Origin of the sequence: Lentzea sp. CA-135723, from assembly GCF_050936595.1 — a bacterium.
GTDB lineage: Bacteria > Actinomycetota > Actinomycetes > Mycobacteriales > Pseudonocardiaceae > Lentzea.
Genome location: NZ_JBNJMK010000001.1, coordinates 1,260,480 through 1,282,933 on the forward strand (window position 1 = coordinate 1,260,480; position 22,454 = coordinate 1,282,933).

A 22,454-nucleotide genomic window follows, 5' to 3' on the forward strand; every position below is an offset into this window, starting at 1 on the left:
CTGGGAGCGCTCCCAGAATCCGAGGTCGGGAGTGCGAGTCGACAAGGAGACCAGATGAAACGGCGGCACAGGGTTGTGGGCGCGGTGATCGCGGCCGTGGTGGCGGTGAGCGGGGTGGTCGTGCTGGGCGCGGCGGGCCACTCCTCCGCGCTCGCGGCGGGCGGCACGGGCACCGGGTACCTGCACACCAGCGGGAACAAGATCCTCGACAGCACGAACGCGACGGTCCGGCTGACGGGCATCAACTGGTTCGGCATGGAGACCGACAACAAGACCTTCCACGGCCTGTGGTCCAGCCGCACGTGGCGCCAGCAGCTCGACCAGATGGCCCAGCTGGGCTACAACACGCTGCGCGTGCCGTTCTCCAACGACGCCCTGAAGCCCGACGCCAAGGCCACCGGGATCAACGACTACACCAACCCCGACCTGGTGGGGCTGTCGCCGTTGCAGATCCTCGACAAGGTGATCGACTACTCGGGTCAGAAGGGCATGCGCGTGATCCTCGACCGCCACCGGCCGACCAGCGCGGGCCAGAGCGCCCTCTGGTACACGGCGGGCGTGCCGGAGACCACGTGGATCAACGACTGGAAGATGCTCGCCCAGCGCTACGCGGGCAACACCACGGTCATCGGCGCCGACCTGCACAACGAGCCGCACGCCGAGGGCACCAACCCGGCCGCGACCGGGTCGTGCTGGGGTTGCGGCGACACCGCCCGCGACTGGCGCCTGGCCGCCGAGCGCGCCGGCAACGCGATCCTGGCCGTGCAGCCGAACTGGCTGATCTTCGTCGAGGGTGTGAGCTGCCCGAGCGGCGGCCTGTCGAACGTGTGGGACGGCGACCCGTCCAACGACGAGGACTGCGGCTGGTGGGGCGGCAACCTGTCGAAGGCCGGCCAGTTCCCGGTGCGCCTGTCCGTGCCGAACCGCCTCGTCTACTCGCCGCACGAGTACGCCACCTCGGTCTACAACCAGCCGTGGTTCAGCGCACCCGACTACCCGGCGAACATGCCGGCGATCTGGGACAAGTACTGGGGTTACCTGCACCGGCAGAACATCGCGCCGCTGATGATGGGCGAGTTCGGCACGACCCTGGCCAACCCGGTCGACAAGGTGTGGCTCGAGAACCTCATGGCCTACACCGGCACGGGCGTCAACGGCATCTCGTTCACGTACTGGTCGTGGAACCCCAACAGCGGTGACACCGGCGGCATCGTCGGGGACGACTGGACCACCGTCAACCAGGCCAAGCAGGCCATCCTGCAGCCGTACCTGATCCCGCCCACCGGCGGCGGCCCCAGCCCCACGACCACGACGACCACCACCACGTCCGGTGGCGGCACCGGCGCCTGCAAGTCCGCCTGGAAGCTCGACAACTCCTGGCAGGGCGGCTTCCAGGGCGCGCTGACCGTCACCAACACGGCGACGAACGCCGCGAACCCGTGGAAGGTCGTGTTCACCCTGCCCAGTGGGGCGACCGTGGCGAGCGGCTGGAACGGCACCTTCACCCAGTCCGGCACGACGGTCACGGTGACGGCGCCGGCCTACAGCCCTTCCCTGGGCGCCGGAGCGTCGGTGTCGCTGGGCTTCACCGCCAATGGCGCGGCGGGCATGCCCTCCGCGGTCACGCTCAACCAGGCGGCCTGCACCACATGAGGTGTTGACTGGGGATCATGCTGCCCTGGGACGCACCCCTGGCCGGTCGGCTCGACCGGCACACGATCTCCTCCGAACTGCTGCGCGGGAACCCGCTCGGCGATCCTCACGAACGTCCGCTGTGGGTGTACGTGCCACCGGGCTACGACGGGAGCGCCGAGCGGTACCCGGCCGTGTACGTGATCCAGGGCTACACCGGGCACCTGTCCATGTGGGAGAACCGGGCGCCGTTCCGCCAGCCGTTCCTGGAGACGGCTGACGCGGTGTTCGCCGAGGGAGCGCCGGGCTGCGTGGTCGTGTACGTCGACGCGTGGACGTCGTACGGCGGCTCGCAGTTCGTCGACTCCCCCGGCACCGGCCGCTACCACTCGTACCTGTGCGACGAGGTGGTGCCGTGGGTGGACGCGCACTACCGGACGATCCCCGACCGGGAGTCGCGGGCGATCGCGGGCAAGTCGTCGGGCGGGTTCGGCGCGATGATCACGCCGATGCTGCGGCCCGACCTGTTCGGCGCGCTGGCCACGCACGCGGGCGACTCGCTCTACGAGTTCTGCTACCTCGCGGACTTCGGCAAGGCGGCGCGATCGTTGCGCGGCTACGACCACGACGTCCAGCGGTGGTGGGAGGACTTCCGCTCGCGGCCCGCGTTCACCCGTCCCGCGGACATGGACCTGCTCGGCGTCCTCGGCGTGGCGGCGTGCTTCTCGGCCGACGACGACGGCACGCCGCGGCTGCCGTTCGACCCGGTGACCGGCGCGCCGATTCCCGAGCTGTGGCAACGGTGGCTCGACTGGGACCCGGTGCGGATGGTGGCCGGGCACGCGGACGCGATCCGGTCGTTGCGGGCCGTGTGGATCGACGCGGGCACGCGCGACGAGTACTACCTCGACCTGGGCGCCGAGGCGTTCCGCCGGGAGATCGCCGCGGCCGGTCTGCCGGACGAGCGGGTCCACTTCGAACTGTTCGACGCGGGCCACGGCGGAATCGACTACCGCTATCCGCTGTCCCTGGCGTGGCTGGCGGACAGGCTCGCCCGATGATCCACGACGTGACGTTGCGCCCGGTCGGGGAAGCCGACTTCGACGCACTGTTCGAGTTCATGAGAGACCCCGAGTCGGTGGCGATGGCCGCGTTCACCGCGAAGGACCCGGACGACCGCGCGGCGTTCGACGCCCACACCCGCCGCAACCTCGCGAACCCGGAGACCACGAACCGCGTGATCGTGGCCGACGGCCGCGTGGTGGGGTCGATCGCGGCCTTCGTGATCGAGGGCGACACCGAGGTCACGTACTGGGTGGACCGTTCGGTGTGGGGCCAGGGCGTGGCCGGGCGGGCGCTCGCGTTGCTGCTGGAGGAGGTCACCGTCCGGCCGATCTACGGCCGGTGCGCCACCGACAACGAGGGCTCGAAGCGCGTGCTGCTGAAGGCCGGGTTCGAGGTCGTCGGCACGGACACCGGGTTCGCCTCGGCGCGCGGGACCGAGATCGAGGAGACGATCCTCAGGCTGAGCTGAACTTCTCCGTGCCCAGCACCCCGAGCAGCTGGATCTTGTCGAACGCCTCCGAGCGCGGCGGCGCCGTCAGCACCAGCAACGCCTGCGACTGGTCCTCGGTGAACAACGCCTGGCAGTCCACCTCGATCTCCCCGAGCTGCGGGTGGATCAGCACCTTGTGGTCCTCGTACCGCTTGGAGACCTCGTGCCGTTCCCAGAGCTCGGCGAACTCCGCGCTCTCCCTGCGCAGCACGCGGACCAGCTCGCCGGCGCGGGACTTCGGGCCCGTCGAGGCGTAGGCGGCGCGCAGGTTCGCGACCTGGGTGCGGCTCTGCCGGTCGCGGTCGTGCTCGGGGTAGATCAGGCGTTCGTCCGGATCGGTGAACCAGCGGTAGACGCCGCTGCGGGCGTGGCCGGTGAAGCGGGACGAGTCGCCGTAGAGCGCCTCGGCGAACCGGTTCTGCACGAGGACCTCGCCGAGGTTCGACAGGATCAGGGCGGGCGTGTCGTCGAGGCGGTCCAGCACCCGTTGCAACGCGGGCGCGACGTGCGTGGCGGTGACCTGCGGCGACGGGGCGTTGCGGCCGGAGACGCGGAACAGGTAGTCGCGTTCGTCGTCGGTCAGCCGCAGCGCGCGGGCGAGCGCGGCGAGCATCTGTTCGCTGGGCTGCGGGCCGCGTTGCTGTTCCAGGCGCGTGTAGTAGTCGGTGGACATCGCGGCGAGCGCGGCGACCTCCTCGCGGCGCAGGCCCGGTGCCCGCCGGCGCGCGCCCACCGGCAGGCCGACGTCCTCTGGCCTCAGCTCCTCGCGGCGGCGGCGCAGGAAGGCGGCGAGCTCCTCACGGTCCATGTGCTCCAGTATCCGGGGGTTCGGGTGCTGAACCAGGGATCGCCGATCCCCCGACAAGGGCTCTCTGCCGCGGGTTCGGCGATCGTCCGAAGCTCAGTGCCATGGACATCACCGGAAACACCGTCTTCATCCCCGGCGCCACCAGCGGCATCGGTCTGGCGCTCGCCCTCGCCCTGCGGGAGCGCGGCAACACCGTGGTCGTGGGCGGCCGGCGCACCGAACTGCTCGACCGGATCGCGGCCGAGCACCCCGGTGTCGAGACCGTCCGGATCGACACGGCCGACCCCGCGAGCATCGAGGAGGCCTCGAAGGACGTCCTCGCGCGCTTCCCGTCGACCAACGTGCTGATCACCATGGCGGGCGTCATGCGGGCAGAGGACTGGCACCGCCCCGAGTCGTTCCTGGCGTCCGCCGAGAGCACCGTGACGACCAACGTCCTCGGCCCGATCCGCCTGATCGCCGCGTTCGTCGAGCACTTCCAGACGCTGCCCGCCGCCACGATCATGACCGTCTCGTCCGGACTCGCCTTCACCCCGCTCAGGATCACGCCGAGCTACAACTCGTCCAAGGCCGCGATCCACATGCTCAGCGAGTCCCTGCGGCTCCAGCTCGCGGACACGTCCGTGGAGGTCCTGGAACTGGAGCCGCCGGCCGTGCAGACCGACCTCATGCCCGGTCACGCGGAGAACGAGCACGCCATGCCGCTGGACGAGTACGTCGCCGAGGTCATGACCATCATCGAGAACCAGCCGGACGCCCACGAGATCCAGGTCGAGCGGGTGAAGTTCCTGCGCTACGGCGAGGCTCGCGGCGACTACGACCAGGTCGTCGCCGCGCTCAACGGCTGAGACCCGTGCGGAGGAACCGCACAGCCTCGTCCGCGCGGTCGACGACCCACAGCGAGCCGTGCGTGCTGTCGTCCACGGTCAGCAGCGCGCCGCCGACGCGCTCGCGCATCTGCTCGGCCCAGATGTGCGGCGTGACGGTCTCGTAGCGGTGGCCGACGAGCTGCAACGGGCTGGTCGCGCGCTTCAGCTGCCAAGGCGTGGCGGGCAGCGGCCAGCCCGCGCACCAGTTGCCGTAGCCGGCGCCGTTGCGGAAGAACGGGTACCTGGTGGCGCGGTCCTGCTCCTGGCGCCACGCCTGGTCGGCGTCCGGTGCCCTGCCCTGGTCGTTGCAGACGACGGCACGTTGCATCAGCAGGCCGCCGTACCAGACCGGGGTGAGGCCGAAGCCCTCCAGATCGGGTTCCTGGCCGGTCAGCGGTGGGGTTCCGCCGTCGCGCAGGGCGACGATCGACTCGGCGACCTGCGGCCAGGCGGTGCGCTTGTAGGTGAGCAACGAGCGGACGTTCCCGCCGGTGCAGGTGCGCGGCTTGCCGTCGACCGTGACCGTGACGGGCTTCGCGTCGAGCTTCGCGACCAGCGCGGTGATCGCCTTCGTCACCTGGCCGGAGGACTTGCCGAGACGGAACGTCTCGTCTCGTTCGGCGAGCCAGCCTGCCAGCACCTCGTAGTTGGCCTGCTTGGCGGCGGCCGAGCCGAGGTTCATGGTCTCCAGCGTGAAGTCGGCGGGCATGACCGAGTCGAGCAGCATGCGGTCGACGCGGTGGTCGTGGTGGCTGCGGTAGACGGCGCCGAGCGCGGTGCCCCAGGAGATGCCGAAGAAGCTGATCTTCCGCTCGCCCAGGGCGGCGCGGATCAGATCCATGTCGTCGGCGACGGCCCTGGTGGAGAGGTTCGCCAGCAGTTCGCGGTCGTAGCCGGCGCAACGGGCGTTGGTGCGGGCGTTGCGGGCGTAGTCCTGCCGGAACCGCTCCTCCGGGCTCGCCTCCGGGTCCGGCTCCGGACCATCCTCCTGGGTGGCGTCGCACTCGACGCCGCCGCTCGACCCGACCCCGCGCGGGTCGAAGCCGATGAGGTCGTGGTCGGTGTTGAGGTCGGCGAACCTCGTCTTCAGCACCAGGGACGGCATGTCGATGCCCTGGTTGCCGGGCCCGCCGGGGTTCATCAGCAGCACACCACGCCGTTTGCGCTGGTCAGTGGCCTTGATGCGGCTGATGGCGAGGTCGATCTGACGGCCGTGCGGGCGGGCGTGGTCGAGCGGCACCCTCAGCGTGGCGCATTCCGAGCGGGTGTCCTGCGGGTCCCAGTGCTCCTGGACCTCGCGGCACGGCTGCCAGTCCGGAGTGGACGCCTGCGCGGGTGCCGCGGTGACGATCGGGACGGCGAGCACGACCACGGCCGCGCACCGCCCCACGACGTTCAGTGCCTTCGACATGGTTCGAAGGTAGGCAGCGGGCAGGGGTGTGCGGATCATGCGAACGAATGAGCCGTGCACCCCTTGTGCCAGCTGATCAGATGAGGCGCACGTACTCGCGGAACGTCAGCGGCTCCCGGCCGATCAGGGCCTGGAGCGCCTGCGCGTCCGCGGCCATCGTCGAGCCGTGCTGGGCGACCCGTGCCGCGACCTCGGTGATGTGGCCCGCCATGTCGGCGTTGACCACGCCCTCCACTGTGGACAGTTCGACCAGCTCCCGACGCCACTGCTCCGGCGTCACAGGTTCGAAGCGGACGGGCTTGCCGTGCCGTTCGGCCAGGATCCGGGCGATCTCGTGATGGCTCAGCTCCTCCGCGCCCTGCGGGTAGCAGATCGGACCCGCGAACCGTTCGGGGTGCAGGAGCGCTGCCGCGGCGAGCTCCGCCGCGTCCCGGCCGTTGATCCAGGCGACCTTGCCGTCACCGAAGCAGTTGCGGATCACGCCTTCCTGCTCGACGGACCTCCCGTGCAGCGCCGGGACGTTCTCGTGGAACGCGGCCGCGATCCGCAGCACGAGCACGTCCAGCCCGGCCCACTGGAGGATCTCCTCGGCCAGCCACTGGTCGCGGCCGCGCCGGCTGGGGTGGGCGGGGTGCGCCGGTCCCATCGACATCACGACCACGCGGACGCCGGTTCCCCTTGCGGCGGCGGCGAAGTTGGCCGCCGCCGGGATCACGCCGGCGTCGATCGGGTACGTGAAGTAGGCCTGGTCGACGCCGTCGAGCGCGGGCACGATGCCGCGCCGGTCCTGGAGGTCACCCAGCACCACCTCCACTCCCGCCGCCGCCAGTTCCTCGGTGCGTTCGCTGCGGGTGCGGGCGAGAACGCGGACGTCCCTGCCCTCTTCCCGCAGCCGTCGCACCAGGTGTGCGCCGGTGCCGCCGTGCCGTCCGGTGGCCCCCGTGACGAGGATCAACTCTTCGCCTCCTGGATCAGGCACGTGCTCGTGGCCGTCGCCAGCAGCCTGCCAGCGCCGTCCACCAGCCGGGCCTCCGCGATGACGGTCCGCCTCCCCTGGTGCACAACGGTTCCGACGCAGGTGACCGTGCCCGTGTCCGTCGTGATCGGACGGACGAACCGCACGGCGAGGTCGAGGCTGGTGTAGCCGGTGCCGGCCGGCAACGTCGAGTGCACCGCGCACCCCGCCGCCGAGTCCAGCAGCGTCGCGTAGACGCCGCCGTGCACCGAGCCGATCGGGTTGTAGTGGAACTCGGCCGGGTCCAGCGTGAACGCCACCGAGCCGCTGTCCACCGACACGAGCCGCATGCCGAGCAGCTCGGCGATCGGCGGCGCCGGGAGTTCGCCCGCGGCAACGGCTTTCAGGAAGTCCAGCCCGGCCCGCTCCCCCGCTTGCAGAGCGGTCTGCCTCGGATCGGACCACGTGACCGTTCTCGTGCGGTCCGTCATGCCGCGGTGCCCTTCATCAGCCAGGTCGGGCCCTCAGCGTACGCACTGGCCTCGGCGAAGAACGCGCCGAAGTACGGCCCGCCCGCGTGGGCCTGGAAAGCCTCGACGTCGGCGTAGACCTCGTTGAGGTAGAAGAGGTCCGGGTTCTCCTCGTCCGCGATGACCTCGAACCGCAGCGAGCCGGGCTCGTTCGCGAGCGAGTCCTCGGCGGTCCGGCGCGCGACCTTCACGAAGTCCTCGCGATGGTCCGGCTGAACGGTGAACGACACCAGGAACTGGTACATGGCGGCTGCCTTTCGGGCGCTCGGGGAGTTCATTCACTGAACTAGACGAACCGTAGCACGGCAGTTCAGTGAATGAACTACAGTGGAACCCATGGCACTGCCCAGCACCTACGCGGACCGCAACTGCTCACTGGCGCGTGCGCTGGAGATCGTGGGCGAACGCTGGACGTTGCTGATCGTCCGCGACGCCTTCTTCGGCGTGAGCCGCTTCGGCGACTTCGCCACCCAGCTCGGCATCCCCCGCGCCGTCCTGACCAACCGCCTGAAGTTCCTGGTGCAGGAGGACGTCCTGTCCCACGTGGACGGCGAGTACCGCCTCACCGCCAAGGGCCTGCGGCTCTGGCCGGTGCTGCGCGCGATGATGACCTGGGGCGACGCCCACTACTCCCCCGGCGGCGCGAAGCGCACGTTCCGCCACGAGGCCGACAACGGTGTGCTGGACCCCCAGAACCGCTGCGACGTGTGCGGCGGCGTGGTCCCGATAGCGCAGACCACCGTCGAACCGGGCCCCGGCTACACCGTCTTCGACACCGACCTCGACCCGGTGTCGGCCCTCATCACCCAGCCCCGCCGCCTGTTGGAGCCCCTCACGTGAACCCCTTGGACAACGCCACCCACGCGGCCCTCACCGGCCCGCACGCCCACTTCGCCGAGTCCAAGGGCAACGCCCTGCGCTACCCGCCGGACATGTCCCCGTTCACCGCCCTGCCGTCCGACCCCACCGACACCGACTGGCAGGACCTCGCCACCCTGTCCCCGCACGCCGTCGTCACCGGCCACACCCCGCCACCCGGCTGGCAGGTCACCACCCGCCTGCCCCTGCTGCAGTTCGTCGCCCCCGACCTCAAGACGGCACCGGAACCGGAAGCCGTCGTCCTGACCGCCGCCGACGTCCCCGAGATGATCGCGCTGGCCGACCTCACGAAGCCGGGCCCGTTCCTGCCGCGCACCATCGAGATGGGCACCTACCTGGGCGTCCGCCGCGAAGGCCGGCTGGTCGCGATGGCGGGCGAACGGCTGCACGTACCGGGGTACACCGAGATCAGCGCCGTCTGCACCCACCCGGACGCGCGCGGCCAGGCCCTGGGCACCCGCCTGCTGCTGGCCGTGGCCGACGGCATCCGCGCTCGCGGCGAGACGCCGTTCCTGCACGTGCTCGCGTCCAACACCGGCGCGGTCCGCCTGTACGAACGCCTCGGCTTCGAGCAGCGCCTCAGCACCGAGTTCCTCGTTCTCGATCACGACGGCCGCCGGTAGCGTGGGCGCATGCCACAGATCACCGTCGAGTACTCCGCCGAACTGAGCGAGGCCTTCGACCGCCGCGCCTTCGCCCTCGCCCTGCACCGCACGGTCGGACCGCTGGTGAGCGCGGAGGTCGTGGCGTTCAAGACGCGGTTCCGGCAGATCGAGGAGTCCGTGATCGGCGACGGGTCGCCGGCGGCGATGATCCACGTCCGGGTCGGGCTGCTGACGGGGCGGTCCGTGGAGCTCAAGCAGGAGGTCGGGCGGGTGAGCATCGAGCTGGCGCGCGACCACCTCAAGCCCGTCGAAGGCTTGCCCACGCAGGTGACCCTGGAGGTCTACGACATGGACCGCGAGCAGTACCAGAAGGTCGTTCTCTAGGGCAGGATCCCGGCCGCGCTCGCGCAGTACTGCCAGAACGCGACCACGTCCTCGTCGCGCGTGGTGGGCAGCAGGTGGGTCGGGCGCTCGCGGCGGTCGTGCCAGAAGCGTCCGGCCGGCTGGGTCGTCGCGGCCAGCCACAGGATCGTGTCGGCGCCTTCTTCCGGGGTGCGCAGGAACGTCTTCGTGACGCGGTGGAAGCCCGGCAGCGAGGTCGCGACGCCCGGTGTGTCGGCCCAGCCAGGGTGCATGGCGTGGACCGCGATGTCGTCCTGGGCGTAGCGGGACGTCAGCAGCGGCGCCAGGGTGACCTGCATGCGTTTCGTGCGGGCGTAGGCGGTCGCGCCCTTGTAGGTGCCGGTGCGGTATTCCGGGTCGTCGACCTGCAGGCGTTGGGTGTACATGCCACCGGACGACACGAATATGACGCGGCCCCCGCTCAGCTTCGGGCGGAGCAGGTCGGTCAGCAGGAGTGGGCCGGCCACGTGCGTGGCGAACGTCAGCTCGTGGCCGTCCGGGGTCTCGGTGCGGCGGGACGGCAGGACGCCGGCGTTGTGCACCAGGACGTCCACGCGGTCGAACTCCAGTGACGACGCGAACTCGCGCACGGAGGCCAGGCTCGACAGGTCGCAGTGGCGGACCTGGACGGTGGCGTCGGGGACTGCGGCGAGGATGTCGGCTCGGGCTGCCGCGCCCTTCAGTTCGTCGCGCACCACCAGGACCACGTCGGCACCCAGGCGGGCGAGGCCCAGTGCGGTGGCCTTGCCGATGCCGGAGGCGGCGCCCGTCACGATGGCCCGCTTGCCCCGCAACGACGGGAGGTCGTGCCAGCCTCGGCGGCGGAGCAGGAGGCCCCACCTCGAGTAGCCGGGGACCACCAGCCGGTCCGCGACCGTGTCGAGCACGCCGAGCAGTGCGCTCACCGCTGTGTCTCCTCGCATCGAAGTCAGCTGTACCGCAGGGGTTTCCTCGCCGGGGCGGCGAGCACACGTGACGCCAGCCACGCCAGGCCGTCCGCGGTGGTGGCCGGGGTGCCGGTCGGCTGGACGACGTGGCTGAGGACGGCGCGGGTCATGAGGTCGATCAGCACCTCGACCTGCTCGACGCCCAGGCCCGTGTCGTAGGAGCCGACCCGCACGGCCAGCATCGCCTTCACGTCGGCGAGCAGCGTGTCGGAGTGCGTGGTGAGCAGCGGGACCAGTTCGGTGTCGGCGCCGTGGGTCGCGGAGGCGATGGCGCGCACCAGCAGGTTGCCGCGCGCGAGGTCGAGGACGTCGCGGACGACGTCGTGGATCGCCTCGACCAGGTCGGTGGGGTGGCGGTCGAAGGCGGCGCCGATCGCGGTGAGGAAGCGGTCGAGCTCGTGCGCCAGCATCGCGTCGGCGAGCGAGTTCTTCGAGCCGATCTCGTTGTAGACGGTCTGCCTGCTGACGCCGACCTGCTCGGCGAGCCGCGTCATGGTGACCGCGGCCCAGCCGTCGCGGGCGGTCATCTCGATCGCCGCCTCGATGATCGGGCGCCTGCGACCGGCGGCCGCGGGAGAAGCCATGGGACTGATCCTAGGCGGCCGTCGCCCGGCCCGGCGCCACGAAGTCGATCTTCTCGCGGACTCCGCAGTCCGGGCAGCACCAGGTGTCGGGGATGTCGGCCCACGGCGTGCCAGCCGGGAAGCCCTCACGCGGGTCGCCCGTCTTCTCGTCGTAGACGTAACCGCAGCCAGGGCACATGCCGCCGGCGGTCGCGTCGCCACGCGTGTCCTCCGCCGAGGAAGCCGCGGAGTCCGTGCCGCCGTAGCGGGCCAGGACCTTCGCGCGCTGGCCAGGCTGGATGTTGGCGCGGCCGATGTCACCGCCGAAGTGCGCCCGCACGCGCGGGTCCATCACGCGCCGCCACACCGGCGGCACCAGGGCCAGCAGGATCATGCCCGCGTACCCGGTCGGCAGCACCGGCGACTCCGCGAAGTCGCGCAACGTCTGGTAGCGGCGGGTCGGGTTCGCGTGGTGGTCGCTGTGCCGTTGCAGGTGGTAGAGCAGGACGTTCGTGGCGATGTTGTTGGAGTTCCAGCTGTGGCTGGGGTCGACCCGCTCATAACGCCTGCGGCCCGGCGCGCCGACCATCTGGCGCAGCATGCCGTAGTGCTCCATGTAGTTCACGACCTCGAGCAACGAGAAGCCGATCACGGCCTGGACCAGCAGGTACGGCACGATGCCCGGCCCGAGCCACACGATCATCGCCGCCCACAGCACCGCCGACATCAGCCACGCGTTGAGCACGTCGTTGCCCAGCCGGTACGGGTGCCGGTCGCGCCGCCCGTAGCGCTTCACCTCGAGCCGCCAGGCCGACCTGACCGACCCGAACACCGTGCGCGGCCAGAACCGGTAGAAGCTCTCGCCGACCCTGCTGCTCGCCGGGTCCTCCGGCGTCGCGACCCGCACGTGGTGGCCGCGGTTGTGCTCGATGTAGAAGTGGCCGTAGAAGCTCTGCGCCAGCGCGATCTTCGACAGCCACCGCTCGTGGCTCTCCTTCTTGTGCCCCAGCTCGTGCGCGGTGTTGATGCCGATGCCGCCGATGCACCCGATCGACACCGCGAGCCCGATCTTGTCGACGACGCTCAGGTCGCCGCGCGCGATCAGCCAGAACGCGAACACGAAGCCGACGTACTGGATCGGCAGGAACAGGTACGTGATCCAGCGGTAGTAGCGGTCGTTCTCCAGCCGTTCGAGCACGTCGTCGGGCGGGTTGGTGCGGTCGAGCCCGGCGAAGAGGTCGATCGCCGGGACGATCAGCAGCACCACGATCGGGCCGATCCAGAACCACACGCCCCAGCCCGTGACCGCGTGCATCCCGATCGCCAGGAACGCGAGGGACGGCACGACCAGTCCCAGCAGCCACAGGTACCGCTTGCCGTCCGTCCACTGCTCGGTCGAGCCGACGGGCACCGTTGCCTTCGTGTCGCTCATGCCACACTCCTCAGGAGGTTGACAGAACGGTAGGGCACGTAAAGCCCGTTTGACAACAGCCGCCTATTTGTAAACCGCGAGGAGTGTGGTCGACCGGCGCCGGTACGCGATGGCCGTGACGGTCACGCACACCGGCACGTCCGCCAGCACGGCGTCGAGCGCGGCACCGAGGTCGTGAGCGGTCCGTTCAGGAGAGCTCCCCCGCCACACGACCACCTCCGCGCGGATCTCCTCACCGGGCGTCAGCTCGACGCTGTGCACGGCGGGGTGGCACAGCACGGTCTGCTCGACGAGGAACAGCCGCTGGTCCTCGGACAGCGGCGTGCGCAACGGGACCACTCGGCTGGGGCAGCTGGACAACGGAACTCCTCGGGCTGGTGCGGGGGCCTGCACCGGTGCAGACCACGCCGAGGCCCGTTTCGTCACGCCCATTCACCGGATCGAGGTACTCGGCTGAGTGTTCCGTCCGGTCGTGGCTCGACGCCGAGCAGCCGCAGGTAGGCGAGCAACGGCTGGGAGTGGCTGTGCAGGTTGGCGATCGGGTACGCCTGCATCGCGATGCCCGCCTCGGGCAACGCCCACGTCTCGCCGGGACGGTCGCTCTCCGGCGCGAGGTAGCAGTCCGGGCCGGACAGCGTTCCCGTCCACACGTCCGGATACGCGGCCGTGTGCGCGTGCAGTGTCATGCGGTGCCACTCGTCCCACGCCAGGTCCGGGTCGTACCGGGAGGCCGCCCAGATCAGGGTCATGTTGACCGACGACCACACTTGTCCTTGTGTGCCTTCGGCTATCGGCCACCGGTGACGGGCGCCGAGCGGTGAGCCCGCCCGGCAGGTCTCGTCGATCGTGGCTAGCAGAGCACGTGCCTGGTCTGGGGTCGCGGCGCCACTGAGGATCGCCCACGGCTGCACTTCGAGCCACAGGTCGTGCTCACCCACGACGCTGCCGGGGCCGTACGCGCGCCTGAACCAGCGGCCGTTCCATTCGGCGGCAACGAGTTCGCGGAGTTCGTCGGCGCGGGAGCGTGCCTCCTCGGCGGTCGCGGTGTCACCCAGGCGGTCGGCGAGACCCGCGTACACCGGCAGCACCCAGGCGGCCATCGCCGAGTTCAGCACCGACTCGCCGCGTTCGACCATCACCTCTCTGTCCACTCCGGACTCCCGGATGGCGAGGTCGTTCCAGTCGGCGTTGAGGATCCGGACGTGCCCGTGCTCGCCGGTGCCCACGACGTCGATGAAGAACCGGAACTGGCGGCGCAGGTTCTCGCCCAGCGGCACGGGTTCCGCGTCGTGGCTCGGGTGGTAGCGGACGGGCTCGTCGAACGCCGCGAGGTCGCCGGTCGCGGCGGCGTACTCGGCGGCCAGCCAGAGGGACCACAGGTTGAGGTCGGACGGGCGGAAGACCTGCGTCCACGGTTGTTTGCGGCCGTCGAGTGCGTACGGGAGGTCGCCGTCCGGGCTTCCCCACGCGCAGGTGTTGCGCAGCACGGACAACGCGAGGTCCGGTTCGCAGTGCACCAACGGCAGGGCGTGCTGCAACGGATCCCTTGCGGCGCCGTTGAAACCGTGCCGGAACGCGTACGCGCTCCCCTGGTTGAGCGTGTGCCCGCCGAGCGCTCCGTCAGCGCACGCGCCGCCCGTCAGCAGCGCCGCGTGCCAGGTGATCTCGGGGGTCCTGCCGGTGGGGAGCCGCTTGCGCAGTGCCGTGAAGCTGTTGGCGTACACGGACTCCGGGTCGACAGGACCGTCCAGCAGGCCGAACCGGAACCATGTGGTGCTCCCTCGCGCGGCCGTGGTGGTGATCTTCAGCGGCCCGTCGGTGGCTGCCACGCGCGTGCCGCCGACGTGCTCCAGCGCCACGGTCGCCAGGTGCGGCGGAGCGTCGCCGCGCACGGGTCCGAACTCGAGGCTGACCTCGCGCTGGCGGACGATCCATTCCTCCGTCACGTCGGCGCTGCCGGTCACGTCGATCCTGATCAGCACCCACGGCACGTCGCCTTCCGGGCACAGCACGGTGCGTTCGACGGTCTCGCCGGTGAACCGCACGAAGGTCGGGCCGAACAACGGTGTGCCGAACCCGCCTCCGGTCCGTTCGGCGAGCCAGCGGCCGTCGACGTGCTCGTCCCAGAGGCCGAGGAGCCCGTCGGTGTCCGCCGCGAGGGTGATGCGGCGGTTGCCGAGGTGCACGCGGTGTGTGGACGACGGCGGGTCGATGATCGGGTCCCACGGCGTCGGGCCTGCCCGGTAGTCGAACGCAGGCAGGCCCTCGGCTGTCGTCCACTCCCCGAACGCGCTCACGTCGCTGAGCGTTCCGGCTGCACCCTCGGACGGGCAATCGTCCGATCAGCGCCAGAACCTGCGCCGGCGTTCCGGTTCGGCCTTCTCCGACCCGGTGAACTCGCGCAGCACGCGCACCGCCCGTGCCCACAGCTCGTCGGTGTCACCACCGGCCGTGATCGCCGCGATCAGGTCGTGCACCGGCTGGAACTCCTTCCCCTGGCGGGAGGCGAAGAGCGTGCCGATGCGGCTGGCCAGGTCGGCGAGCAGGTCACGGCGTTCCCACGCGGGCAGCGCCGCGTCGGTCTCCAGCCGCTGCACCTCGCGCGCCACGACGGCCCTCAGGTCGTCCGGCTGAGACTGGGGCGACGGCGGCGGTACCGGCATGCTCACCATCTTCGGCGCGGCCGGCCGGGCGGCCGCACGGGCCACCGGAGCGCCACCGGGACGCATGCCGTCCATCATCGCCGGCGCCGCGGCGAACGGGCCCGCTCCCGCCGCGAGCGGAGCCGGAGCGGGCATGCCGCCGCCGAAGCTCCGCACCGGTGCGCCCGGCATCTCCCAGCCCGCGGGCTGTTCGACCGGCTGCGTCACCCGGTGCACCGTCCCGTCGGACACGACCCGCTCGTCCACCGCGACGAAGGCGGTGAACCGGCACAGCACGCCGTACTTCAGCGACGTCTCGACGATCTTCGGCTCGACCGACGAGTCGCCGGTGGCGTACCGGTCCTCCAGGTCGCGCAGCGCCGCACGGGCCCACTGCGACCGGACCGCCTCCGCCGTGTGCTCGGTGACCGCGACCGTCTCGTGCCAGTCCTCACCGGCCCTGGTCCGCCCGCGCACGGTGAACTCGGCGGGCTTGCCGCGGTACCTGCCGAACGCCACCAGCGGCACGCCCGGGTAGATGGCCGTGGGCAGCTTGGGCAGGTCGGAGGCGGGTTCGACCACGACGTCGGTGATGACCGGCGCGCCGATCCGCCGCTGGATGTGCGTCATCGCCTCGTCGAGCCGGTCCTCGCTCTCGACCAGCTCGCACCGCCCGGCGCCGGCCGCGGCCAGCCTGCCGAGGAACCCGGCGTTGACGGCCGTGTCGATGCCGACGGCGTGGATGCGCGTGCGGTTGATCAACGACGAGATGTCGCGCAGCATCTGGTCCTCGTTGCCGACCTGGCCGTCTGTCACGAGCACCAGCACCGGGTCACGGCCCTGCGCCACGTCGGAGAGCAGGCTCAACCCCTGGCGCAGCGGCTCGAACATCTCCGTCCCGCCGCGCGCCTGCACCTTCGCGAGGTGCTCGACCGCGCGGAACCGGTGCCGGTCGGTGGCCGTGGCGAGCCCGCCGCCCAGCTCGGCCCGTTCGATCTCGTGGTCGAACGTGAGCACGGCGAACGTGTCGTCCGCGGTGAGCGTGTCGACGATCCGCGCCGCCGCCCTGCGCGCCGCGACCATCTTCCAGCCGCCCATGCTGCCGGACCGGTCGAGCAGCAGCACGACGTCACGCGGCCTGGTCTTCGTCTCCGGCTCGGGTGGCAGCACCGTCAGCTGGTACGTGCCCTCGTCACCTTCGGCGTCCGGCACGCACACGACGGCGGTGCCGTTGCCCTGGTAGGTCAGGCGCAACACGAAGTCGCGGTCGACCCGCTCCCCCGGCTGCACGGACACGGTGCTGCCCTCGGTCACGACGGTGTGCAGGCTCGACCGCACCTCGCCCAGGACCAGCCCGCCCGCGTCGATGTCGACGTCGATCGAGAGCTCGACCGGGTTCGGGAAGCCCGGCAGCAACACCGGCGGCGAGATCCGCGACGCGTCCGGCACCAGGTCGGTGTCCTGGGCGTGCCCGTCCCCGACCGACGGCCCCGGCAACGGCTGCCCCGGCACGTACCGCGGCGCCACGACCAGCGGGAACCGGAACGTGCCCGCGCCGTCCTCGAACACCAGCGGCCCGGTGAGCGTCAGCTCGACGCTGACCCGCTCGCCCGCGGGGATGTTGCCGACGCGCATGGTGAAGACGTCCGGCCGCTCCTCCTCGACGATGGACGCCCGCTTGCCCGCCGCGATCGCGTCGTCGTAGGTCTGCCGGGCCTGCGCGCGTTCCTGCAGGTCGGCCACCACCGTGCGGTCGGCGGCGGTCATCTTCATGCCCGTCACGGCGGCACGGTCCGGCAGCGGGAACACGTAGGTCGCTTCGAGCGCGGTGTCGTAGGTGTTCACGAACCCGGCCGTCAGCACCGTGCGGCCGGTCAGGCCGGTGATCTGCGCGCGCACGTCGAGGCGTTCGAGCGGCAGGTTGCCGCGCTCGGTGCGCAGTGCGCCGAGACCCGCGTCCTCGGTCGTCCGGCCGATGCGGTCGGCTTCCGCTTCCCTCATCGGGGCGACGGAGATGGTCATGACGGTTCCCTTTCGGTGAGCAGGCCGCGGGCGGCGAGGAGGTCGAGCAGTGGCCGGGCGGCGGCAGCCAGGTCGGCGCGGTCGGCTTCGGTCGGGGTGCCCGGGAGGAGGAGGTACGCGCCTCCGGGGAGGGGGACGCCGGTCAGGAGGGGCGGGGGCTGGGGGGCGGCTGGAGCCGAAGCGGGGAGGGCGGTCGAGGCGGGAGACACGGTCGGAGTGGGAGCGGGATCGGCTGGTGCAGGAGCGGCGGCGTCCGCGCGTTCGGCAGGCAGCCGGGTGACGCGGGCCGCAGGCGGCTGGATCAAGCGTTCGGCAGGCGGTTGGGGCGCTGCGGCAACCCCCGCCGGCGCGGCCCAGAAGCGCGGCCTCACCTCTCCCGCAGGCTCCGCGTCCCCCGCGTCGAGCAGGTGCGGCGGCACGCGGGCGATCGCCGTCAGCGTCGCCTCCGTGGCGCCCGTCAGCTCCGCCTGGATGTCCGCCAGCGTCCTCCCCTCCGACTGCAGTCGCTTCACCGCCACCAGCTGGAGCAGGTGGCGCTTCTCGTACAGGGCCGTGCGGCCGCGCATCGCGGACGGTCTGTCGACCAGGCCCGTCGTCGCGTACCAGCGGACTGCCCGCCGGTCGGGGACGTCCCGGACGCGGCCGTTGGGCGCGCCCGAGTACTCCGCCGTCAACGCGGCGGAGACGCGGTCCAGCAACTCGTCGAGCGTCCACACCCCTAGATAGTGACACTGTCATCATGACAGTGTCAACGAGAAAACCTGATGATGTTCACGGTTGGTAGCCGGGTAGGGTCCGGCGGGTCCGCGTGCCCCTGCAAGCCCATCGATGAGGACGGAGAGCACGAGTGACCACGGACGAGGTCGGCACCCTGACCGACCACAGCGCCGAGTTAGGCCGTTTGAAGTACCTGAAGGCCCAGATCCAGTACGCGCTCGAGCACCTGCCGCGCGGCTGCACGGTCGAAGACGTCCGGTTGTGGCTCAACAGCCACGGTCAGAGGGTTCCCAGCAGGGCGTACGCAACGCCGATCGTGAACGAATGGCGTGCGCGCAACGGTGTCACCGACACGGCCGGACAGGTCGTGCTGACGCCGGAGCTGATCGCGGAACTGGACCGGCAGCCCTCCCCCGAACCCGAGCTCGAACCCGGGCCTGAGCCCGAAGCCGCGCCGGCCAAGCCCGCCGGGGCCAAGGGGTTCTACCTCGTGGCGCTCATGAGCATCGGCGTCAGCGTCGACACGTCGTGGCGGTTCTTCGAGCAGCGGCTCGGCATCACCGACGTGGTCGAACGGGTCCTGCTGTTCTCCGTCATGGAGGCGGCGCTCATCGCGTGCGGCTGGGCGATGCGCGGTGGCGTGCGCCAGAACGGCCGGCCCGGTCCGGCGCGGCTCGTGGCGTGGGCGCTGACGGCGTTCGCCGCGTTCGCCGCCTTCAGCCTGTCGGGACCGATCGCCGGCACCGCACGCGTGCTGCTCGGGCCGGTGCTGGGGCTCGTGATGCTGCACCTCGCGCTCGGCATCGAGATCCGGGCCGCACGGCAGCGGACGACGACGTGGGCGCGCATCGGCCGTGAGCTGCGGGAACGGTTCCTCTCGTTGCTCGGCCTCGGCGACGACGGCCGGGACGCCCTCGCGCGCACCAGGGACAAGGCCGCGCTGCGGGCGGCGAAGCTCGCGCTCGCGGGCAGAGGCACGCCGTGGCGCAAGGCACGGCTGCGCAAGGCCTTGCACGCGTCGAACGTCGCGCACGACCCGAGGCAGAAGGACAAGATGCTGCGCGAGCTCGGTGTCCTCCAGCACGCCGACAGGCTCGCCGAGACCACCCAGCCCGCGCCGTGGTGACGTTCACCGAGGACACCGGGCAGGCCGCGGCGATCGCCGCGCTGATCAACCGCGTCTACGCCGATGCCGAGAAGGGCATCTGGCTCGACGGCGCCGCACGCACCAGCGAGGAAGAGATCGCCGGACTCATCGCGGCCGGCGAGATCGCCACAGCACACGACAACGGCAGGCTCGTCGGTTCGGTCAGGATCCACGAGCTGGCGGACGGCGCGGGCGAGTTCGGCATGCTCGTCGCCGCTCCCGAGGAACGTGGCACCGGCATCGGCAGGCAGCTCGTCGAGTTCGCCGAGACCTGGGCGCGCGAGCGGAACCTGGCCGAGATGCAGCTGGAGCTGCTGGTGCCGCAGGACTGGCAGCACCCGGTCAAGGAGTTCCTGCGCGCCTGGTACACCCGCCTCGGCTACCGGCTGCAGCGGCGGGACAACCTTGAAGAGGCCTACCCGTTCCTGGTGCCGCACCTCGCGACCCCGTGCGACTTCCTGGTGTTCCGCAAAGATCTCACTGGGTGAACGCTCAACAAGAACGAAACAGTCGCGAGGTACCGTCCGGCTCTCACAAGCCGAGAGTTGAGGGGGACCTGTGCGCCGTCGTATCCGTGGCACCGCCGTTGCCGCGATCGCGCTGACCATGGTGGTGAGCGCGTGCGCCAAGGACAACGGTGGCACCACCACCACTCAGACCGGGAGCGCCTGCGAGTTCGCGACGCCGCCCACCGCGCCCACCACGTCGCAGGCAGCGGCCACCGACAGCAAGAAGGTCGACGGCAGCGCGTTGAAGCTCGGCCTGGCCTACGACATCGGCGGCCGCGGTGACGCGTCGTTCAACGACCTCGCCGCCGCCGGGTTCGACAAGGCGATCGCGGACATGGGCGTGAAGAAGGAGAACACGCGCGAGCTGTCCGCCGCCCCGAACGAGGACGAGACCGCCAAGCAGACCCGCCTGCGGCAGCTCGCGACGGAGGGCTTCAACCCGATCGTCGGCGTCGGCTTCGCCTACACCGAGTCGCTGAAGGTGGTGGCGCCGGAGTTCCCGAACGTCAAGTTCGGCCTGGTCGACTCCGCCGTCGAGGGCGTCACCAACGTGACGCCGCTGGTGTTCGCCGAGCAGGAGGGCGCGTTCCTCGCCGGCGTCATCGCCGCCTACCAGAGCAAGAAGTGCCACATCGGCTTCGTCGGCGGCGTCGACATCCCGCTGATCCAGAAGTTCGAGGCGGGCTACAACCAGGGCGCGAGGACCGCGGCCCCGAAGATCGCGATCGACAAGAAGTACATCACCCCGGCCGGCGACTTCACCGGCTTCCAGGACCCGCCGAAGGGCCAGGAGGCCGCGAAGGGCCTGATCGACAAGGGCGCCGACGTCGTCTACCCGGCGGCGGGCGCGTCCGGCATCGGCGTGTTCGCGGCGGTCAAGCAGGCGGGCGTCCTCGCGATCGGCTGCGACGCGGACCAGTACAACCAGCCGTCGCTCGCCGCGAACCGGGACGTCATCGCGGCGTCGAGCCTCAAGCGCGTGGACGTGGCCGTCTACGACTTCTTCCACGCGGCCGCGGGCAACGACCTCGCGTCGCTGCCGAAGGTGTTCGACCTGAAGTCCAACGGCGTCGGGTACGCGACGTCCGGCGGCAAGGTCGACGCGAAGCTGCAGGGCATCGTCGAGGGCTACAAGGCGCAGATCATCGAGGGCAAGATCAAGGTCGACGACAAGATCTAGCCGCGGTACCCGGTGCCGGGGATCCGGCGCTGGTATTCGCCGCACAGGTACGTCTCGGGCACGTCCTGGGTGACCGGGACGTGCCAGTAGTCCGCTTTGGACCGGACCGCGAGGTACCGCTCCCGCACGTCGCGGTGGCAGCGCATGCCCAGCACGGCCTGCCCTCCCGGCGCGTAGTCGGAGAACAGGCACGTGAAGCAGCACTCGGACGTCACGCCGAGCTGCTGCATACCGGTCTCGAAGACGTCGGCGTCCACGGTCCGGGTCTCGTCGCTCAGCGTCAGCTTCTCGTCCCGCAAGTCCAGGGAGAACCGGACGACCCCCATGTCCCCGCCGAGCACGCAGTCGTGGAGCTCGGTGCCGTCGGACCTCTCGAGCCCCTCGAGCTGGTGCCCGCTGACCGGGACGCCCCGCACCTCGGTCCGGATCACGTACCCGCGCCGCACGGGTTCGATGCGCCAGGTGATCTGCTCGACGCCCTGCTCGTCCTCGTACGTCCCCGGAAACTCCACGCCCGCTCCCCCACGAAGTTCGGATATGCGGACGATACGGCCACTGCCCTAGCCTCGGGGCAGTGGACAGGGCACCAGGTTTGAGCGTCCGCCTCAAACTCACGATCAGCTACGCCGGTTTCCTCGTCGTCACGGGCATCCTGCTGATGGCGGCCGTGCTCGCCTACTACACCTACTTCCTGCCCGACGGCTGGATCCTCACGCCCACCGGCGACTTCCTGATCAACCGGACCCGGCTGGCCGCCTCGTTCGCACCGTTCATCGCCGGGGTGCTGTGCTTCCTGCTGGTGTTCGGGCTGCTCGGCGGCTGGTTCCTGGCCGGGCGGATGCTCGCGCCGCTGGACCGCATCACGCACGCCACGCGCGTCGCGGCCGGTGGGTCGCTCGCGCACCGGATCGCGTTGCCCGGGCGGTCGGACGAGTTCCACGAGCTCGCGGACGCGTTCGACGCCATGCTGGGGCGGCTGGAGACGCACGTGGCGGAGCAGCAGCGGTTCGCGGCCAACGCCTCGCACGAGTTGCGGACGCCGTTGGCCGTCACGCGGACGTTGCTCGACGTGGCGCGCAGCAGCCGGGAGTCGGACGAGCTGGTGGAGCGGCTGCACTTCGTGAACGCCCGCGCGATCGACCTCACCGAGGCGTTGCTGGTGCTGAGCCGGGCCGATCAACGGTCGTTCGCGCGCGAGCGGGTCGATCTGTCGCTGATCGCCGAGGAGGCGGCGGAGACGCTGCTCCCGTTGGCGGAGAAGCACAGGATCTTCGTCGAGACGGGCGGGGAGATGGCGTTCGCGGCCGGGTCGCCCGCGTTGTTGTTGCAGGTCACCACGAACCTGGTGCACAACGCCATCGTCCACAACGTCCTCGACGGCACGGTGCTGGTCACGACGGCCGCCGGGCCCGCGTTCGGCACGCTGACCGTGGAGAACACCGGGCCGCGGCTCACGCACCAGCTGGTGGAGACGCTGACCGAGCCGTTCCAGCGCGGCACCACGCGGGTGCGCGGCGACCAGGCCGGGGTGGGGCTCGGGCTGGCGATCGTCAAGAGCATCACGCAAGCGCACGACGGCACGCTGACGTTGACGCCGCGCGCTGACGGCGGACTGCGGGTCACGGTGCGGCTGCCCGCACCGTGACCCC

24 protein-coding genes are annotated in these 22,454 nt (G+C 70.9%); 11 read left to right on the top strand and 13 right to left on the bottom strand.

The genetic code is table 11. The annotated features are described in order from the left end of the window. Positions 1-54: 54 nt before the first annotated feature. The 3 genes from ACQEU1_RS05450 to ACQEU1_RS05460 are packed head-to-tail and all read left to right on the top strand — an operon-like array spanning position 55 to position 3,166. On the top strand, positions 55-1,653 hold the full coding sequence (locus ACQEU1_RS05450) for a cellulase family glycosylhydrolase (protein WP_433196854.1): 1,599 nt from the start codon (positions 55-57) through the stop codon (positions 1,651-1,653). Positions 1,654-1,670: 17 nt separating this feature from the next. Further along, positions 1,671-2,693, top strand: a complete 1,023-nt coding sequence (locus ACQEU1_RS05455; protein ID WP_433196856.1) for an alpha/beta hydrolase-fold protein — start codon at positions 1,671-1,673, stop codon at positions 2,691-2,693. Beyond that, positions 2,690-3,166: a GNAT family N-acetyltransferase gene (locus ACQEU1_RS05460; protein ID WP_433196858.1), complete on the top strand. Its 477-nt coding sequence runs from the start codon at positions 2,690-2,692 to the stop codon at positions 3,164-3,166. Before ACQEU1_RS05455 ends, ACQEU1_RS05460 begins: the two co-directional genes overlap by 4 nt. Here ACQEU1_RS05460 and ACQEU1_RS05465 read toward each other — a convergent pair. Then, positions 3,153-3,995, bottom strand: a complete 843-nt coding sequence (locus ACQEU1_RS05465) for a helix-turn-helix transcriptional regulator (RefSeq protein ID WP_433196860.1) — start codon at positions 3,993-3,995, stop codon at positions 3,153-3,155. The two genes, ACQEU1_RS05460 and ACQEU1_RS05465, sit on opposite strands and share 14 nt — an antisense overlap. Positions 3,996-4,096: 101 nt before the next feature. Between ACQEU1_RS05465 and ACQEU1_RS05470 the strand changes: the two genes are divergently transcribed. After that, entirely contained in the window at positions 4,097-4,843 is a 747-nt protein-coding gene (locus ACQEU1_RS05470) for an SDR family oxidoreductase (protein WP_433196862.1), read from the top strand. Here ACQEU1_RS05470 and ACQEU1_RS05475 read toward each other — a convergent pair. The 4 genes from ACQEU1_RS05475 to ACQEU1_RS05490 all read right to left on the bottom strand — a co-directional run bounded on the left by ACQEU1_RS05475 (position 4,833) and on the right by ACQEU1_RS05490 (position 8,005). Next, on the bottom strand, positions 4,833-6,275 hold the full coding sequence (locus ACQEU1_RS05475) for an alpha/beta fold hydrolase (protein ID WP_433196864.1): 1,443 nt from the start codon (positions 6,273-6,275) through the stop codon (positions 4,833-4,835). The two genes, ACQEU1_RS05470 and ACQEU1_RS05475, sit on opposite strands and share 11 nt — an antisense overlap. A 76-nt stretch (positions 6,276-6,351) precedes the next feature. Further along, entirely contained in the window at positions 6,352-7,230 is an 879-nt protein-coding gene (locus ACQEU1_RS05480; RefSeq protein WP_433196866.1) for an NmrA family NAD(P)-binding protein, read from the bottom strand. Beyond that, the gene (locus ACQEU1_RS05485; protein ID WP_433196868.1) at positions 7,227-7,721 is read right to left on the bottom strand and encodes a PaaI family thioesterase; all 495 of its coding nucleotides are present in this window, start codon (positions 7,719-7,721) and stop codon (positions 7,227-7,229) included. Before ACQEU1_RS05485 ends, ACQEU1_RS05480 begins: the two co-directional genes overlap by 4 nt. Then, positions 7,718-8,005, bottom strand: coding sequence for a putative quinol monooxygenase (locus ACQEU1_RS05490; protein WP_433196870.1), 288 nt, complete (start codon positions 8,003-8,005; stop codon positions 7,718-7,720). The genes ACQEU1_RS05485 and ACQEU1_RS05490 overlap by 4 nt, the downstream gene beginning before the upstream one ends. Before the next feature lie 91 nt (positions 8,006-8,096). On the opposite strand from ACQEU1_RS05490, the gene ACQEU1_RS05495 reads away from it, so the two are divergent. The 3 genes from ACQEU1_RS05495 to ACQEU1_RS05505 are packed head-to-tail and all read left to right on the top strand — an operon-like array spanning position 8,097 to position 9,628. Next, a complete protein-coding gene (locus tag ACQEU1_RS05495; RefSeq protein WP_433196872.1) occupies positions 8,097-8,600 on the top strand; it encodes a winged helix-turn-helix transcriptional regulator in 504 nt (167 codons plus the stop codon). Then, entirely contained in the window at positions 8,597-9,262 is a 666-nt protein-coding gene (locus ACQEU1_RS05500) for a GNAT family N-acetyltransferase (protein WP_433196874.1), read from the top strand. Before ACQEU1_RS05495 ends, ACQEU1_RS05500 begins: the two co-directional genes overlap by 4 nt. A gap of 9 nt (positions 9,263-9,271) precedes the next feature. Continuing rightward, positions 9,272-9,628, top strand: coding sequence for a 5-carboxymethyl-2-hydroxymuconate Delta-isomerase (locus tag ACQEU1_RS05505; protein ID WP_433196876.1), 357 nt, complete (start codon positions 9,272-9,274; stop codon positions 9,626-9,628). Here ACQEU1_RS05505 and ACQEU1_RS05510 read toward each other — a convergent pair. The 7 genes from ACQEU1_RS05510 to ACQEU1_RS05540 all read right to left on the bottom strand — a co-directional run bounded on the left by ACQEU1_RS05510 (position 9,625) and on the right by ACQEU1_RS05540 (position 17,968). Next, positions 9,625-10,551 carry an SDR family NAD(P)-dependent oxidoreductase gene (locus ACQEU1_RS05510; RefSeq protein ID WP_433196878.1) on the bottom strand — a complete coding sequence of 309 codons (927 nt, stop codon included), beginning with the start codon at positions 10,549-10,551 and terminating at the stop codon, positions 9,625-9,627. The genes ACQEU1_RS05505 and ACQEU1_RS05510 overlap by 4 nt on opposite strands. Positions 10,552-10,574: 23 nt before the next feature. Beyond that, a complete protein-coding gene (locus tag ACQEU1_RS05515; RefSeq protein ID WP_433196880.1) occupies positions 10,575-11,177 on the bottom strand; it encodes a TetR family transcriptional regulator in 603 nt (200 codons plus the stop codon). 10 nt (positions 11,178-11,187) lie between these two features. After that, positions 11,188-12,588, bottom strand: a complete 1,401-nt coding sequence (locus ACQEU1_RS05520) for a fatty acid desaturase (RefSeq protein WP_433196882.1) — start codon at positions 12,586-12,588, stop codon at positions 11,188-11,190. Positions 12,589-12,651: 63 nt separating this feature from the next. After that, a complete protein-coding gene (locus tag ACQEU1_RS05525; RefSeq protein ID WP_433196884.1) occupies positions 12,652-12,948 on the bottom strand; it encodes a hypothetical protein in 297 nt (98 codons plus the stop codon). Positions 12,949-13,010: 62 nt separating this feature from the next. Beyond that, on the bottom strand, positions 13,011-14,885 hold the full coding sequence (locus ACQEU1_RS05530) for a GH36-type glycosyl hydrolase domain-containing protein (protein WP_433196886.1): 1,875 nt from the start codon (positions 14,883-14,885) through the stop codon (positions 13,011-13,013). A 45-nt stretch (positions 14,886-14,930) separates the two neighbouring features. Then, the gene (locus ACQEU1_RS05535) at positions 14,931-17,252 is read right to left on the bottom strand and encodes a VIT domain-containing protein (protein ID WP_433196888.1); all 2,322 of its coding nucleotides are present in this window, start codon (positions 17,250-17,252) and stop codon (positions 14,931-14,933) included. Next, positions 17,249-17,968 (bottom strand): MerR family transcriptional regulator, encoded by a 720-nt coding sequence (locus ACQEU1_RS05540; protein ID WP_433196890.1) that lies wholly within the window; start codon positions 17,966-17,968, stop codon positions 17,249-17,251. Before ACQEU1_RS05540 ends, ACQEU1_RS05535 begins: the two co-directional genes overlap by 4 nt. A gap of 131 nt (positions 17,969-18,099) precedes the next feature. Between ACQEU1_RS05540 and ACQEU1_RS05545 the strand changes: the two genes are divergently transcribed. The 3 genes from ACQEU1_RS05545 (at position 18,100) to ACQEU1_RS05555 (ending at position 20,805) form a co-directional block, all read left to right on the top strand. After that, positions 18,100-19,095: a hypothetical protein gene (locus tag ACQEU1_RS05545; RefSeq protein ID WP_433196892.1), complete on the top strand. Its 996-nt coding sequence runs from the start codon at positions 18,100-18,102 to the stop codon at positions 19,093-19,095. Then, on the top strand, positions 19,092-19,604 hold the full coding sequence (locus ACQEU1_RS05550) for a GNAT family N-acetyltransferase (RefSeq protein ID WP_433196894.1): 513 nt from the start codon (positions 19,092-19,094) through the stop codon (positions 19,602-19,604). The genes ACQEU1_RS05545 and ACQEU1_RS05550 overlap by 4 nt, the downstream gene beginning before the upstream one ends. Positions 19,605-19,686: 82 nt before the next feature. Then, positions 19,687-20,805 carry a BMP family lipoprotein gene (locus tag ACQEU1_RS05555; RefSeq protein WP_433211340.1) on the top strand — a complete coding sequence of 373 codons (1,119 nt, stop codon included), beginning with the start codon at positions 19,687-19,689 and terminating at the stop codon, positions 20,803-20,805. Here ACQEU1_RS05555 and ACQEU1_RS05560 read toward each other — a convergent pair. Further along, positions 20,802-21,317 (bottom strand): hypothetical protein, encoded by a 516-nt coding sequence (locus ACQEU1_RS05560; protein WP_433196896.1) that lies wholly within the window; start codon positions 21,315-21,317, stop codon positions 20,802-20,804. The two genes, ACQEU1_RS05555 and ACQEU1_RS05560, sit on opposite strands and share 4 nt — an antisense overlap. A gap of 62 nt (positions 21,318-21,379) precedes the next feature. On the opposite strand from ACQEU1_RS05560, the gene ACQEU1_RS05565 reads away from it, so the two are divergent. Next, complete coding sequence (locus tag ACQEU1_RS05565) at positions 21,380-22,450, top strand: sensor histidine kinase (RefSeq protein ID WP_433196898.1); 1,071 nt, start codon at positions 21,380-21,382, stop codon at positions 22,448-22,450. Positions 22,451-22,454: the final 4 nt, after the last annotated feature.

Bases quoted from the DNA above. Each gene is read 5' to 3' on its own strand.
- ACQEU1_RS05450 (WP_433196854.1), top strand. From the start codon at position 55: ATGAAACGGCGGCACAGGGTTGTGGGCGCGGTGATCGCGGCCGTGGTG.
- ACQEU1_RS05455 (WP_433196856.1), top strand. From the start codon at position 1,671: ATGCTGCCCTGGGACGCACCCCTGGCCGGTCGGCTCGACCGGCACACG.
- ACQEU1_RS05460 (WP_433196858.1), top strand. From the start codon at position 2,690: ATGATCCACGACGTGACGTTGCGCCCGGTCGGGGAAGCCGACTTCGAC.
- ACQEU1_RS05465 (WP_433196860.1), bottom strand. From the start codon at position 3,995: ATGGACCGTGAGGAGCTCGCCGCCTTCCTGCGCCGCCGCCGCGAGGAG.
- ACQEU1_RS05470 (WP_433196862.1), top strand. From the start codon at position 4,097: ATGGACATCACCGGAAACACCGTCTTCATCCCCGGCGCCACCAGCGGC.
- ACQEU1_RS05475 (WP_433196864.1), bottom strand. From the start codon at position 6,275: ATGTCGAAGGCACTGAACGTCGTGGGGCGGTGCGCGGCCGTGGTCGTG.
- ACQEU1_RS05485 (WP_433196868.1), bottom strand. From the start codon at position 7,721: ATGACGGACCGCACGAGAACGGTCACGTGGTCCGATCCGAGGCAGACC.
- ACQEU1_RS05490 (WP_433196870.1), bottom strand. From the start codon at position 8,005: ATGTACCAGTTCCTGGTGTCGTTCACCGTTCAGCCGGACCATCGCGAG.
- ACQEU1_RS05495 (WP_433196872.1), top strand. From the start codon at position 8,097: ATGGCACTGCCCAGCACCTACGCGGACCGCAACTGCTCACTGGCGCGT.
- ACQEU1_RS05505 (WP_433196876.1), top strand. From the start codon at position 9,272: ATGCCACAGATCACCGTCGAGTACTCCGCCGAACTGAGCGAGGCCTTC.
- ACQEU1_RS05515 (WP_433196880.1), bottom strand. From the start codon at position 11,177: ATGGCTTCTCCCGCGGCCGCCGGTCGCAGGCGCCCGATCATCGAGGCG.
- ACQEU1_RS05520 (WP_433196882.1), bottom strand. From the start codon at position 12,588: ATGAGCGACACGAAGGCAACGGTGCCCGTCGGCTCGACCGAGCAGTGG.
- ACQEU1_RS05535 (WP_433196888.1), bottom strand. From the start codon at position 17,252: ATGACCATCTCCGTCGCCCCGATGAGGGAAGCGGAAGCCGACCGCATC.